The sequence below is a fragment of the Erythrobacter sp. SDW2 genome (genome assembly GCF_021431965.1).
In the GTDB taxonomy this organism is placed as follows: Bacteria; Pseudomonadota; Alphaproteobacteria; order Sphingomonadales; family Sphingomonadaceae; genus Parerythrobacter.
Genome location: NZ_CP090370.1, coordinates 1672198 through 1686014, shown reverse-complemented (window position 1 = coordinate 1686014; position 13817 = coordinate 1672198). Strand labels below are relative to the sequence as shown.

Below are 13817 nucleotides of genomic sequence, written 5' to 3'. Positions count from 1 at the left end.
ATCAGCTTGTCCGCCATCCGCCCGAGGCGGCGAGCATCGCCTGTGCCCGGTCGACCCGCAGCTGCGAGAAGCCTTCCGGCAGCGAAATCTCGGGATGGAGGTAGAGAAACTGCTCCTCGACCTCCTTCGGACTGAGACCAGAACTGCGCAGTGCGAGGGCAAGGCGGGCCAGCTGGCGGTCGTTGGTCGAAAGTGCAACGACGTCACGCTCCTGCTGCGAAGACGAAGCCAGGGCGGTCAGGAACAGTGCAACGCCGGCATGCGAAACCGACAACGCAGCACGGGCACCCCCGCCCATCCCTTCGACCAAGCGCGAAAGCAAGCCGAGACGGCTGCTACTTTCGTCGAAATCCTTGCGCATTCGCGTCTCGATCCGGCCCACCAAAGCCGTATCGAGGCCACCGGCATAGCTGCGCCAGGTCATCAATGCGTGGTGGAACAGGTCGGCAGGAAGCTCGGCAAGCGGCAGCTGCATGCGCTTCTGGCGCTGTACGAAACGGGCTTGCGAAGCCAGCGCCTGCATTGCCAGCGCGGCAGTCGCCGGATCGTCGGACGCAACCAACGACTGCATCAGGGGTGAAAGCACCGGATCGATCGCGTTGCGCCCGCGCAGCCGCTCGGCCAGATGGCATTCGATGGCGAGGCCGTGGCAATGGGTCAGAAACGCCGGATCGGCCGCGATCATCTCGGCCAAATCTTCCGCGTTCCGGATGGCGAAACCATGCGGATCGACCTCGTCGGTTTCACCGGCCTGGAGTTCGAGCAACTGCTGGGCGATGCCATTCACCATGCCGCGGATTCGGGCCACGATCTCGTCGCTGAACAACGAGTGGTCGTGGTTGGCGATCAAGTGGCCAAGGATCGGCCCGATCGTGCCGAGCATGACATCGCCATGCGCGAGCTCATTGCGCAGGATCGCTTCGACAGGTGCCTCGGCGGACACAGGGGTTTCAGCATTGGTCATAGCAGCCTCGATCATCGGCCACGCTTAACGCAGCATAGTTAAGCCTGCGTTATTGCTGGCTGGTTGCGCATGTTAAGCAAAATCGCGGCCAGAGACAGCGCGCTGGCGAGGGCCGGGCCTGCGATCCAGAAACCTGCCAGACCACCGAGGCCAGTTCCGAGCCAGAGGGCGACGCGGTCGGTAAAAAGTTCGGCCATGCGATGCTTGCCGAGCCCTGCGAGCAACCACGTCGCCACCGTCAACAATGCGATGTAAAGCGTGGAAGACCAACCGAATTGCGTGTGGAGGCCGGAGGCCAACGCCAGAGCACCCACCGGTTCCGCAACCATGGGCAGGAGGGCATCCAGCCGACCCGGCTTCGGCGCCGAGAAGACCCGCGCATCGCCCTGCTTTTTCGAAAGAACCCCACATTGCAACAAGCAACAGGAAAGCGCCACCAGCAACAATGAGAACGCTGGCAATGCCAGGTACAGGCACGCGAGTGCGCCAATCGCGGCAAGCGCGCCCGAACCGAGTGTGGCCAAGGCAAGCCGCGGTCGACCGACCAACCATGCGCCAATCGGTTCAGTCACGAATCGTTGCAGATAGGAAGAACCCCCTGCATCCACACCGCTATCGGCCACCGGCACACGATCCGTCGAGAGCGACCACTGGCCAGTCGCCGCCCACGGTTCCGGAATCGCTCGCTCACGCACTCGTGCCGCCCGGCCTGCGCGCAACAGGGCGGAGACTGGCTCGATATCCCCACCCAATTCATCGAGCCGCTCGATGACCCGCCCGGGCAGGACCATTCCGCCCGCCCAACAGTGGTCACGATCGAGCCGTTCGAAACCGCCTGCCATGCCCGTTGCCGCCGGAATAGTAAGAATCACGGGACCACCGGAGAGAGGTTCAAGCGCCTTACTCTCACCGGCCACGAGACCTTCTGCCAGCACCAGCAGTTCATCCTGTTGGCGCAAGCTACCGAGCAATTGCCGACCGCGCTGGATCAGGCGAAACTGTGCCCCGCCAGCCTCGGCCATCCGTTGCGCCCGGATTGCCAGACCGTCCTGTTCGGGCGTCGACAGCCAAATCCTCCCGCATCCCAATGCCAGCGCAACGTCGACCTGCCGCTCCAGCACGCTCACCCCGCCCACGACGCGTCGATTGCCACCGATGCCCGTGGCCGGACCGAGCGAAAGCAAGGCTATCCGAGAAGTATCGTCCGATCCCATCGCGGTTGCAGCGATAGGCGCAGGCCATACGAAATCCAAGCGAGAGCAGCGGAGCCTGCCCCGGCTTTTGCGCTATTCGTCGAACTCGGCGAGGAAACGGTCAAGCTTGCGCAAAACGACCGGATCGCCAGGCGCACTGGACACAGCTTCTTCGGCCAGTACCATAAGCGGTTCGGCATGAAAGCTCGCGGCGAGCCCCTTGATCCGCTGCGCTGCGACCAGCCAGTTGCCGTCGCAACGGGCGCGCGAAAGCAGATCGATCTGCTGCGCCACGCTCTCGCGAAAGGCCAGGCGCAACTCTGCATGCAGGGCGGCATCGCCCCCTGCAGCAGCCGCCAGCGTGGCGGAAAAGGCACCATTTTCAAAGGCCATGACACTCGGTCTATCGCGTTAAGGTTAAAGCGGGGTTTAATCGTGACGCAAAAGTGGTAGATTCCCGGCCATGAGCGGGGGTCATCATATCAGGGCAGTCGGCGCTTCGGGCGGCGATGGCACGGCGCAAACACCGGCAGAGAACGGCGCCGTTGCGGCCGCCGAGGATGATCTGGTGCTGGAGGACAGCTGGGAAGATGAGTGGGCCGAAGAGCCTGCACGGCGCACTTTCGGCTGGCTCGTTCCAGCCGCAGCGCTCCTCGCCATTGCTGCCTGGACAGTGTTCTTCGCCTGGGCCAACCGCGCTGCTTTGCTCGCCGGGACGACACCGCAGCAATGGACCGGCTGGATCGGTCAATGGGCCATCCCGGTACTGGTAGTGCTCGCCCTCTGGGTGCTGTTCCAGCGCAACAGCACCCTTGCCGCGCGCCGCTATGCCGAGGCAGCCTCGGCCTTGTCGTCGGAATCTGCGCTGCTCGAACAGCGCCTGACAACGGTAAATCGAGAGTTGAGCCTGGCGCGGGAATTTCTTGCCTCGCAGGGTCTCGAGCTGGAATCTCTCGGCCGCATCGCTAGCGAACGGCTCAGCGAGCATGCCGACAGGCTGCAATTACTGGTTCGCAACAATTCCGCCCAGGTCGAACAGATCGCCAGCGTCAGCGCTATCGCCATGGAGAACATGGACAAGCTACGTGGCGACCTGCCTGTGATTGCCAATTCGGCGCGCGATGTTGCCAACCAGATCGGCAATGCCGGCGGCACGGCCGAGGGCCAGATCGAGCGGCTGGTGAGCGGCTTTGCCCGACTCAACGAGTTCGGTGCCGCGAGCGAGCGGCAGGTCGCTGCATTGAGCGAAAAAGTCGAGGCCACTCTCGCCGCTTTCGAAGCGCAAGCGGTCAAGATGGAGGAAATCACCTCTGCCCGCTTTGCCGCCCTGCGCGAGGCAAGCGAGGAATTTCGCGGTGAACTCGACAGCCGCGAGGTCCACAGCCTGGCCGCTTTGCGGCGCCGGGCGAACCAGCTGGCGGAAGAACTCGGCTCGACCCGCGGCATGCTGGAGGAACAGGAAGAGGAAGCGCTCAAATCGATGCGCGCCCGCCTTACTGGCTTGCGCAACGAGAGCGAGACCATTGCCCGCGCTATCCGCCAAGGCGAGGAAGAAGCAAAGGCGCTGTGGATCGGGCAGATCGACGGAATGCAGCAACGGCTGACCGAGGCCGTAGAGCAGATTCGGTCGATCGATGACCAGTTTCTCGCAGCTGCCGGCAAGAAACAGCAGGAGCTCCGAGACGAGGCTGCGCGCATTGATGCCAATATCGCCGAGCGCAATGCAATCTTTGCAGGACAGCTCGACGAGCGGCGAGCCCAGTTGGAAGCCAGCGAGGCAGCTGCGCTTACCGCATTGCAAGAGCAACTCGCGGCCATCGATAGCGAGCTGGAGGCCCGCCGGGCCCGACAGGCCGAGCATGCCCTCGCCCTGCAGACCAGCACCGAAGCTGCGACCGCCAAGGTGGCCGAACTTACCGCACAGATCGAAGGCCTTCTGGGCGAAAGCCGTACGGCACAGGAAGGCTTGCTCGAAACCACGCTGGCCATGGCAAAGGACCTTGCTTCAAGCCGGGCCGACATGGCCGCGACCCAGTCTGTCGTGGCCGATATGACCGAAGCCTGCGTGCGCTTGCTCGAACTCATCCAGGCGAGCGTGCAACACAGCAGGAACGATTTGCCGAACGCTATCGGCGTGGCCGAGCAACGTCTCGAGGCTGCGCGGCAATCGACCGAAACTCTTGGGGCAATGCTGTCGGAAAGCGTGGCCCGGTCGGTATCGATCTCCAACTATGTCATCGCCGCCAATGACAGTGGCGAGTCCCTGCAGATACGGACCGGAGCGTTGCACGCTCGCCTCAAGGCCCTGAGCGCCGACTACAGTGCCGAGATCACCAGCCTGCGCGAGGCACTGGGGATGCTGGAGGAAGACGGTCAGCGGATCTCCGAAAGCTCGCAAGAGCAGTTGCGCGAGGCGATCACCTTGCTCGAAGACAAGGTGCGCGAAGCCCTTGCGCTAGCTGGCGAGGAAAGCAGCGAAACCATTGAGAAGATCGCGCAAGGCATCGGCTCGCGTGCGGCGGAGACCATCGACCGGGCGGTTCGCCAGAATTCGGACCAGGCCATTGCCGCGCTCGACGAAGCGGCCACCCGCTCGGCCGCCTCGGCACGCGAGGCAGCGGTGCAATTGCGCGACCAGCTTTCGTTGGTGAACGAGCTCGCCGGCAATCTCGAGAACCGCGTCGAGCGTGCCCGCGAACGCGCGCAGGAGCAGGTCGACAATGATTTTGCCCGTCGGGTGGCATTGATTACAGAGGCGCTCAATTCCAACGCTATCGACATTGCGAAGTCGCTGTCGACCGATGTCACGGATACCGCTTGGGCCAGCTACCTGCGCGGGGATCGAGGCATCTTTACCCGCCGCGCGGTCAGCCTGCTTTCCAACACCGAAGCACGCGAGATTGCGGAACTCTATGACGCCGACGTGGACTTCCGGGACCATGTAAGCCGCTACATTCACGATTTCGAAGCGATGCTGCGGACCATGCTCTCGACGCGTGACGGCAATGCCATCGGCGTAACCTTGCTCAGCAGCGATATGGGCAAGCTTTACGTCGCGCTGGCGCAGGCAATCGAGCGATTGCGGACCGAGTAAGCTGCGCCCTAACCCGCGCTACGCTGAGCCATGCCGAACAAGTCGATCACCTCGACCCCGACCCAGCCGTACTCCCAATTGAGGACCCATAGCGTGGTGAACACCACTGCGACCAAAGTGGCGCGCAAGGCGACCTTGGCAGGACGGAAATTGACTGGCGCACTGTCGGCCTGACCTGGCACTTTGGCCACGCCCGCCTCGTCGGCCGTCTTCACCCCGAAGGGAAGCAGGATGAAGGCGCTCATCACCCAGAACAGGGCATAGATGGCGATAATCGATGTCCAGGCCATGATCGATTCCCTTCCTCAGGCTTCCGCCAGCATGACTTTGACCTGCGGCTTCTTGCCTGACCAGCGGGTTGCCGCCCGCCGCGCGGCGAGGCGCGCGGCTTCGATGATCGCTTCCCTGCTGCCGGTATCCTTGCCGCGCAGCTTCTTCAGGGCATCGACGATATCGGCCTGCGCTTCCTCGACAAAGGCCGGGTAGTCCTCATCCAGCGGCAGCCCCAACCCTTCAACCTGCGGGCGTCCCTTGGCATCGAGCACCACCACTACGACCCCGTTGTGCGCCAGGCGGCGGCGCATGACTATGCTCTCGCCATCGGCCGGGACGATAATGTCGCCGTCCAGCAGCAGCCTGCCGGTGTGTACCTGCGCAACCCGTCCCGGCGTGCCCGGGGCCAGTCGCACGATGTCGCCATTGGCCTGGAAGATGTTGTGCGGGATGCCGTTTTCTTTCCCAAACCGCGCCTGTTCCTGCATGTGACGGATCTCGCCATGGACGGGGACGAGGATCTCCGGCCGCAGCCAACTGTAGAGCGCGGCAAGTTCCGGGCGACCAGGATGACCGGAGACATGGATCATGCTCTGCCGGTCGGTCACCATCACGATCCCGCGCGCGGCGAGCCGGTTCTGGATCACCCCGATGCTGAGCTCGTTGCCGGGGATCTGGCGGCTGGAGAACAGCACCACGTCGCCGCTCGACAGCTCCAGCGGGTGGTTCTCCTCGGCAATGCGGGCCAGCGCCGCGCGCGGCTCACCCTGCCCGCCGGTCGCGAGGATCAGCACTTGCCCGCGAGGCAGGCCCATTGCCGTATCCCAGTCGACCACATTCGGGAAATCCTGCAAATATCCCGACTGCTTGGCGACATCGATGATCCGATCGAGCGAGCGCCCGGCAATGCACAGCTCGCGCCCGGTTGCCTTGGCTACTTCGCCCAGCGTCTGCAGGCGCGCGACATTGGAAGCGAAGGTGGTCACCAGTACCCGCCGCCCGGACCACTTGCTTACCTCGTCGAGCAGGCCCTTGTAGACCGCGCCTTCCGATCCGCTGGAATTTGGATTGAACACATTGGTGCTGTCGCACACCAGCGCCAGCACGCCGTCGTCGCCGATCTGGCGCAATTCCTCCTCGGTGGTCGGCTCGCCGATGATCGGATCCTCGTCGAGCTTCCAGTCGCCGGTGTGGAACACCCGGCCAAAGGGCGTGTCGATCAGCAGTGCGTTGCCTTCGGCAATCGAGTGCGCGAGCGGGAGATAGGTTACGGTGAACGGCCCAAGCTCGATCTCGCCATGATCTTCCTCGATGACGACAACTTCGACTTCATCGAGGAGATCGGCCTCCTGAAGCTTGCGTCGGACCAACTCGGCCGTGAAGGGCGTTGCATAGAGCGGCACGCCGAGGTCGGCAGCGAAATAGGGCACCGCGCCGATATGGTCCTCATGTGCGTGGGTCAGCACGACACCGATCAGGTCGTCCGCCCGTTCCTCGATGAAATCAAGGTCAGCAAAGACCAGTTCGGTGCCGGGGTATTCGTTCGCACCGAAGGTCATTCCGAGGTCAACCATCAGCCACTTGCCCTGACAGCCATAGAGATTGACGTTCATGCCGATCTCGGCAGAGCCGCCAAGGGCGAGGAAAAGCAGTTCGTCTTCGGGGGTGTAATCGTTCTTCACGTTATTCCGCTTGTTTGCTCGCCCGTTCGGCGAGGATGGCGAGGCCATCAAGTGTGAGGTCGGTATCGACCGCGTCGAATATCTCGGTGTGTTCGTCAAACAGGATCGCCAGTCCGCCGGTGGCAATCACCTTTGCGGGGCGGCCGATTTCCTTGCGCATCCGGGCGATCAGCCCTTCCATCATGGCGACATAACCCCAGAACACGCCGATCAGCATCTGGCTTTCGGTGTTGCGACCAATGACGCTGTCGCTCTGCGGGCTCTCGATCGCGATGCGCGGCAGCTTGGCCGTATTGCTGACCAATGCGTCCAGAGAGAGATTGATCCCCGGAGCGATAATGCCTCCCTTATAGGCCCCGGTGAAATCGACCGCGTCGAAAGTGGTGGCGGTGCCGAAGTCGATGACGATCAGGTCGCCTTCGTATTTGGCATGGGCGGCAATGGTGTTGAGCGCGCGGTCGGCCCCCAGCGAATTGGGCTGGTCGACATCGACAACGATGCCCCACTCAGCCTTGCCCTGCCCCGAAATTAGCGGCTCGACGCCGAAGTATTTTTCGCAAAGGACCGTCAGGTTATGGACCGCTCGGGGGACGACCGAACCTACGATGATCTGTGTGATGTCGCTCTTGGCGACGCCTTCGATCGAGAGAAGCTGGAGCAGCCATACGGCATATTCGTCGCCTGTACGACGCGGATCGGTCGCGATGCGCCAGCGGGCGCGGATTTCCCGCCCCTCGAACAGCGCGAAGACGACATTGGTGTTACCGGCATCAATGGCGAGCAGCATCTTAAGCGTCTCCTTCACACGAGCATCACGTCGCCAGCGTGAATGACACGGACCGCGCCGTCTTCCAAGCGCAGCCGCAGGGTTCCTTCGCCATCGAGTCCGGCAAAGTGGCCCTGCACCACGCTTCCGTCGGGTTCGTGAACCGAGAGCGCAGTTCCCTCAGGGGTGCCGACCGCCAGCCAGCGGCGAATGATCGGGGCAAGGCCGAAACTGCGCCAGCGATCCAGCTCGCGATCGAGCGAGGCTGCCAGCGCTGCGGCAAAAGCGTCCCGGTCAGGGGCCGGGCCGAATGATGCCAGCGCCACTGTCTTGCGGTCAGGCAAATCGGGTGCGGCAGCGAGGTTGACGCCAATGCCGACCACCACCGCCTGCCCCGCCCGCTCCAGCAGTATGCCGCACAGCTTGGCTCCGCCCAGCAGCACATCATTGGGCCATTTGAGCATCAGGGCCGCAGGGTTCGGGCACAGCGGCTGCACCGCTTCATAGACCGCCAGTCCCGTCACCAATGCCAGTGTATGTGCGGGCGGATCACCCGCAGCTGGATGCACCACGGTCGAGCCCATGAAGTTGCCGTGCCCGTCGAACCATATCCGCCCCTGCCTGCCGCGCCCGGCGGTCTGGCGGTCGGCGATCAGCCAATCGCCTTCGGGCACCCGTTCGCCTGCGCCGACGCGGGCGATCAGATCGGCATTGGTGGAGCCGGTTTCGGCGACGGTCCGGATCAAGCGGCCACAAACAGCGCGGCCGCCGCGCTATCGGTCAGCGTGCCCAGCCACTTGGTCAGAAAGTAACCGAGCGGCGAGATCAGCACAGTGGCGATGAACAGGATTGCCCAATGCGCGTGGTCGCTCGCACCCTTGATGCGGTCGGCAGGCTCATCGAAGAACATCACCTTGACGAACTTGATGTAGTAGAACGCGCCGATCACGCTGGCCGCGATACCGAGCGCGGCGAGCAGCACCAGGTCCGCCTCGACGGCAGCCTGGAACACTACGAACTTGCCCCAGAAGCCCAGCAGTGGCGGAATGCCCGCGAGACTGAACATCAGCGCCAGCAGGCACCAGGCCAGCGCGGGGCGAGTGGTCGACAGCCCGGCGATGTCGTCAAAGGTCTCGAGCGGCGTCCCGTCCTCGGCCCGCAGCATCAGCAGCGCGGCAAAGCTGCCGAGCGACATCACGACATAGATCGCGAGATAGGTCAGCATGGCGCTGAGGCCCGCGACGGATGCGGCTGCGAGGCCGATCAGGATGAAGCCGACGTTGTTGATCGAGGAATAGGCCAGCAGCCGCTTCAGGTTGTTCTGGCCGATCGCGCCCAGTGCCCCGACCACGATCGAAGCGAGCGCCGCGAAGATCACGATCTGGCGCCACGCCGCAGTCTGGTCACCGAAGGCATCGAGCGCGACGCGGGCCGTCAGGGCAACGGCGGCAACCTTGGGTGCCGTGGCGAAGAAGGTCGTCACCGGGGTCGGCGCGCCTTCGTAGACGTCAGGCGTCCACATATGGAACGGCACGGCGGCAATCTTGAAGGCGAGGCCGGCCAGGACGAAGATCACCCCGAACAGCGCCCCGGTCGACATCTCGTCCGACAGTGCCATGCGCACGCCTTCGAAGCTGGTCGTGCCGGTGAAGCCATAGACCAGGCTCATACCGTAAAGCAGGATGCCGGAAGCCAGCGCGCCAAGTACGAAGTACTTGAGGCCTGCCTCGGCCGAGCGCGTGTCATTACGGAGGAAGCTCGCCAGCACATAGGCCGACAGGCTGTTGAGTTCGAGTCCGATGTAGAGCGTGATGAAATCGCCCGCCGAAACCATGATGCCCATGCCCAGCGTGGCGAACAGCACCAGCACCGGATACTCGGGCTTCATCGCGCCGAGGCGGTCGAAGAAGGTCGGCGCCACCATCAGCGCGCCGATCGCGGCGATGTAGATCAGCAGCTTGGCAAAGGCGGCAAAGCTATCAGCGAAGAACTGCCCGCCGAACGCTGCCACTCCCTGCCCGGCAGCGCCGCTGACCAGCGCCGGGACTGTCATCACGGCAGCAGCACCGATGGCGGTGGCGGCAAGAATGCTCACCAGCCGCGAGGACTTGTCGCCCATCCACGCCGCGCCCAGCAGCAGCACGAGCCCAGAGAGGCTGAGCAGGATCTCAGGCGCAATCAGCGCAAGGGATGCGTTGAGGTCCATCAGTGTGCTCCCTCCGCGCCTTCGGGTTTGGCGGAGTCTTCCGGTGATTTAGAGTGGTGTTCGATGTAATTGGCGTTGTGTTCGCGGGGTTCGCCCGCGGCCAGCTTGGCATCGCCGTCAGGGGCGGCGCGCGCGACGCGGGCCTCCAGAGCGGCAATGTCGGCCCGCATCGGGGCGAGGAAGCTTTCGGGATAGACGCCCATCCACAGCACCGCCGCGGCAATCGGGGCAAGGATCGCCCATTCGCGCGGCGTAAGGTCGGTCATGGCGGCGGCATCTTGATTGACCTGCGCACCGAACACCACCCGGCGGTAGAGATAGAGCATATAGCCCGCACCAAGGATGATCCCGGTGGTCAGGAACAGCGTTACCGTGCTCGACACCTGGTACACGCCGGCAAGGCTCAGGAACTCGGCGACGAAGCCGCTGGTGCCCGGCAGGCCGATGCTGGCCATGGTGAAGAGCAGGAAGAACAGCGCATACTTGGGCATGTTGATGGCGAGGCCACCGTAACGGCTGATTTCACGCGTATGCAGCCGATCGTAAATCACGCCCACGCACAAGAACAGCGCGCCCGAAACGAGGCCGTGGCTCAGCATCACGATCATCGCCCCTTCGAGGCCCTGGACATTGAAGGCGAACAGGCCCGCCGTCACGATCGCCATGTGCGCGACCGAGCTGTAGGCGATCAGCTTCTTCATATCCTCTTGCACCAGCGCCACGAGCGAGGTGTAGATGACCGCCACCATGCTCAGGGCGAAGACCAGCGTGGTGAACTGCGCTGAAGCCTCGGGGAACATCGGCAGGCTGAAGCGGATGAAGCCATAGCCGCCGAGCTTGAGCAGCACGCCCGCCAGGATCACCGAGCCCGCAGTAGGGGCCTGCACGTGCGCGGCAGGGAGCCAGGTGTGGAACGGGAACATCGGCACCTTCACCGCGAAGCTGGCGAAGAAGGCGAGCCACAGCCACGTCTGCGCCTCGGCCGGGAAATCGTATTGCATCAGCGTCGGGATGTAAGAGGTACCTGCCTGGTTCACCATCCACAGCATGGCGATCAGCATCAGCACCGAGCCGATGAGCGTGTAGAGGAAGAACTTGAAGCTGGCATAGATGCGGTCCGCCCCGCCCCAGATGCCGATGATCAGGTACATCGGGATCAGGCCGGCTTCGAAGAAGATGTAGAACAGGAACAGGTCCTGCGCCGCGAAAACGCCGATCATCAGCGTTTCCATGATCAGGAACGCGGCCATGTATTCGCCGACGCGCTTCTCGATCGCTTCCCAGCTGGCAAGGATGCAGATCGGCATCAGGAACACGCTGAGCATGATCAGCATCAACGCAATGCCGTCGATGCCGAGGCGGTATTCGAAGCCCGCAAACAGGTTGGCCTGCTCGGTGAACTGCCACTGCGCGCCGCCGATATCGTAATTCGCCCACAGCACGATGCCGAGCGCGAGGTCGATCAGCGTAGCGCTCAGCGCCAGCAGCCGCGCGGTCTGCGCGTTGACGAAGAAACACGCTGTCGCCGCGACGAGCGGCACAAGGAGCATGAGGGTAAGGATCGGGAAGCCTTCCATTACATCAGCACCCAGGTAACCGCCGCGATCAGGCCGAGCAGCATGACCAGCGCGTAGCTATAGAGATAACCGGACTGGAAGCGCTTGGCCGCGCCCGAGCCCTGCATGACGACGGCCGCCGCGCCATCGGGTCCGAAGCGGTCGATCACGCCGATATCCACGATCTTCCAGAACTTGCGGCCCAGCCAGAACGCCGGTTTGACGAACAGCTCGTTGTAGAGCTCGTCGAAGTACCATTTGTTGTAGAGGAACTTGTAGACCGGCCCCAATTGCTCGGCGACCTTGGCCGGGAACGAAGTGTTGCGGATGTAGCCGTACCAGGCGATCAGCAGCCCCAGAACCATGACGATAAAGGCAGCATATTTGACCAACGTCGGCACGCTGTGCATCGCATGGATCAGCGCATCGTTATAGAAGATCGACCCGGCCCAGAAGTCCGCACTGTCGAGGAAATAGGGCGCAAACACCTGCCCGGCCGCAATCGCACCAATTGACAGCACGCCGAGCGGCACCAGCATGTTGAGCGGGCTTTCGTGCGGGTGATAGCCGCCAGTGCCCGGCGCGTAATCCGTCGACGGGACGTGATGATGCACGTCGCGGCCGGCATCCTCTTGCACAGGCAGATTGTGGGCATCGGGATCGTCATGGCCATGATGGACCGCGTGCTGGATATGCTCGCTCTCGATCCAGCGCGGCTTGCCCCAGAATGTCAGGAACATCAGGCGCCAGCTGTAGAAGCTGGTCAGCAGCGCAGCGAACACGCCCATCCAGAACGCGAACTGGGCGACATCGGTGCCCCGCGCGAAGGCGACTTCGATGATCGCATCCTTCGACCAGAACCCGGCAAAGCCGAGATGCAGGTCGTAGATGCCGACGCCGGTAATCGCCAGCGTGCCCATCATCATCGCCCAGAAGGTCAGCGGAATGTGCTTCCGCAGGCCGCCGTAATAGCGCATATCCTGCTCGTGGTGCATCGCATGGATGACCGAGCCGGCACCGAGGAACAGTAGCGCCTTGAAGAAGGCGTGGGTGAACAGGTGGAACATCGCCGCGCCATAGGCGCCTACGCCGGCGGCGAAGAACATGTAGCCGAGCTGGCTACAGGTCGAATAGGCGATGACCCGCTTGATGTCCCACTGCGTCGTGCCGACAGTAGCGGCGAAGATGCAGGTGGCAGCACCGATGAAGGTGACGATGCCGAGCGCGACCGGGGCAGTCTCGAACATGGGCGACAGGCGGCAGACCATGAAAACGCCCGCGGTCACCATGGTCGCGGCGTGAATCAGCGCGGAGACCGGGGTCGGGCCTTCCATCGCGTCCGGCAACCAGGTGTGGAGGCCCAGCTGCGCCGATTTGCCCATCGCGCCGATGAACAGCAGGATGCACAGGATATCCATCGTGTGGAAGCGGTAGCCGAAGGCGCCGATGGTCGCCCCGCTCATGCCGGGCGCGGCCTCGAGGATGGCGGGGATCGACACGGTGCCGAACACCAGGAAGGTACCGAAAATGCCGAGCATGAAGCCGAGGTCGCCCACGCGGTTGACCACGAAGGCCTTGATCGCGGCAGCGTTGGCGCTGGGCTTCTTGAACCAGAAGCCGATCAGCAGGTAACTGGCGAGGCCGACGCCTTCCCAGCCGAAGAACATCTGCACCAGATTATCGGCGGTCACCAGCATCAGCATGGCGAAGGTGAACAGGGAGAGATAGGCGAAGAAACGCGGCTGATCCGGATCCTCGTCCATATAGCCCCAGCTGTAGAGGTGGACGAGTGCGGAGACGGTGGTGATCACCACCAGCATCACCGCCGTCAGCGTGTCGACCCGCAGCGCCCAGTCGAAACTCAGCGCGCCGGACTGCACCCATTGCAGCACCGGCACGACGCTGGCCTCGTTGGCCCCGGTGATGAAGCCGATGAAGATCGGCCAGCTCAGCGCAGCCGACAGAAACAGCGCTCCAGTCGTCAGTCCCTTGGCAAAGACGCTGGGTGCGGACTTGTTGGTGAGCCCAGCGACGATGGATGCCAGCAATGGCCCGAAAACGATGATCAGGATGGAGGACACTG

General features: G+C 63.3%; 11 protein-coding genes. 1 reads left to right on the top strand and 10 read right to left on the bottom strand.

All coding sequences use genetic code 11. The features are described from left to right. Nucleotide 1 precedes the first annotated feature (1 nt). Genes LY632_RS08235 through LY632_RS08225 form a run of 3 tightly spaced genes read right to left on the bottom strand, consistent with a single transcriptional unit; the run spans nucleotide 2 to nucleotide 2550 of the window. The gene (locus tag LY632_RS08235; protein WP_234090664.1) at nucleotides 2–979 is read right to left on the bottom strand and encodes a hypothetical protein; all 978 of its coding nucleotides are present in this window, start codon (nucleotides 977–979) and stop codon (nucleotides 2–4) included. Between the two features lie 23 nt (nucleotides 980–1002). Then, a complete protein-coding gene (locus LY632_RS08230; RefSeq protein WP_234090663.1) occupies nucleotides 1003–2217 on the bottom strand; it encodes a hypothetical protein in 1215 nt (404 codons plus the stop codon). A 33-nt stretch (nucleotides 2218–2250) separates the two neighbouring features. Then, complete coding sequence (locus LY632_RS08225) at nucleotides 2251–2550, bottom strand: Hpt domain-containing protein (protein ID WP_234090662.1); 300 nt, start codon at nucleotides 2548–2550, stop codon at nucleotides 2251–2253. 70 nt (nucleotides 2551–2620) lie between these two features. Between LY632_RS08225 and LY632_RS08220 the strand changes: the two genes are divergently transcribed. After that, the gene (locus LY632_RS08220; protein ID WP_234090661.1) at nucleotides 2621–5251 is read left to right on the top strand and encodes an ATPase; all 2631 of its coding nucleotides are present in this window, start codon (nucleotides 2621–2623) and stop codon (nucleotides 5249–5251) included. An 8-nt stretch (nucleotides 5252–5259) separates the two neighbouring features. Here the strand turns inward: LY632_RS08220 and LY632_RS08215 are convergent, their stop codons facing one another. The 7 genes from LY632_RS08215 to nuoL form a co-directional block, all read right to left on the bottom strand. Next, on the bottom strand, nucleotides 5260–5541 hold the full coding sequence (locus LY632_RS08215) for a DUF1467 family protein (protein ID WP_234090660.1): 282 nt from the start codon (nucleotides 5539–5541) through the stop codon (nucleotides 5260–5262). Between the two features lie 15 nt (nucleotides 5542–5556). Then, nucleotides 5557–7137 (bottom strand): ribonuclease J, encoded by a 1581-nt coding sequence (locus tag LY632_RS08210; RefSeq protein ID WP_370636570.1) that lies wholly within the window; start codon nucleotides 7135–7137, stop codon nucleotides 5557–5559. Between the two features lie 70 nt (nucleotides 7138–7207). Beyond that, nucleotides 7208–7993 (bottom strand): type III pantothenate kinase, encoded by a 786-nt coding sequence (locus tag LY632_RS08205; RefSeq protein WP_234090658.1) that lies wholly within the window; start codon nucleotides 7991–7993, stop codon nucleotides 7208–7210. A 14-nt stretch (nucleotides 7994–8007) separates the two neighbouring features. After that, entirely contained in the window at nucleotides 8008–8718 is a 711-nt protein-coding gene (locus LY632_RS08200) for a biotin--[acetyl-CoA-carboxylase] ligase (RefSeq protein ID WP_234090657.1), read from the bottom strand. Then, on the bottom strand, nucleotides 8715–10178 hold the full coding sequence (gene nuoN, locus LY632_RS08195; protein ID WP_234090656.1) for an NADH-quinone oxidoreductase subunit NuoN: 1464 nt from the start codon (nucleotides 10176–10178) through the stop codon (nucleotides 8715–8717). Before nuoN ends, LY632_RS08200 begins: the two co-directional genes overlap by 4 nt. Continuing rightward, nucleotides 10178–11755, bottom strand: a complete 1578-nt coding sequence (locus LY632_RS08190; RefSeq protein ID WP_234090655.1) for an NADH-quinone oxidoreductase subunit M — start codon at nucleotides 11753–11755, stop codon at nucleotides 10178–10180. Before LY632_RS08190 ends, nuoN begins: the two co-directional genes overlap by 1 nt. Next, a complete protein-coding gene (gene nuoL / locus LY632_RS08185) occupies nucleotides 11755–13815 on the bottom strand; it encodes an NADH-quinone oxidoreductase subunit L (RefSeq protein ID WP_234090654.1) in 2061 nt (686 codons plus the stop codon). Before nuoL ends, LY632_RS08190 begins: the two co-directional genes overlap by 1 nt. Between the last annotated feature and the right edge of the window lie 2 nt (nucleotides 13816–13817).

Excerpts from the sequence above, each read along its gene's own strand:
- nuoN (WP_234090656.1), bottom strand. The coding sequence starts at position 10,178 with ATGGACCTCAACGCATCCCTTGCGCTGATTGCGCCTGAGATCCTGCTC.
- LY632_RS08205 (WP_234090658.1), bottom strand. The coding sequence starts at position 7,993 with ATGCTGCTCGCCATTGATGCCGGTAACACCAATGTCGTCTTCGCGCTG.
- LY632_RS08225 (WP_234090662.1), bottom strand. The coding sequence starts at position 2,550 with ATGGCCTTTGAAAATGGTGCCTTTTCCGCCACGCTGGCGGCTGCTGCA.
- LY632_RS08220 (WP_234090661.1), top strand. The coding sequence starts at position 2,621 with ATGAGCGGGGGTCATCATATCAGGGCAGTCGGCGCTTCGGGCGGCGAT.
- LY632_RS08210 (WP_370636570.1), bottom strand. The coding sequence starts at position 7,137 with ATGAACGTCAATCTCTATGGCTGTCAGGGCAAGTGGCTGATGGTTGAC.
- LY632_RS08215 (WP_234090660.1), bottom strand. The coding sequence starts at position 5,541 with ATGGCCTGGACATCGATTATCGCCATCTATGCCCTGTTCTGGGTGATG.
- LY632_RS08190 (WP_234090655.1), bottom strand. The coding sequence starts at position 11,755 with ATGGAAGGCTTCCCGATCCTTACCCTCATGCTCCTTGTGCCGCTCGTC.
- LY632_RS08235 (WP_234090664.1), bottom strand. The coding sequence starts at position 979 with ATGATCGAGGCTGCTATGACCAATGCTGAAACCCCTGTGTCCGCCGAG.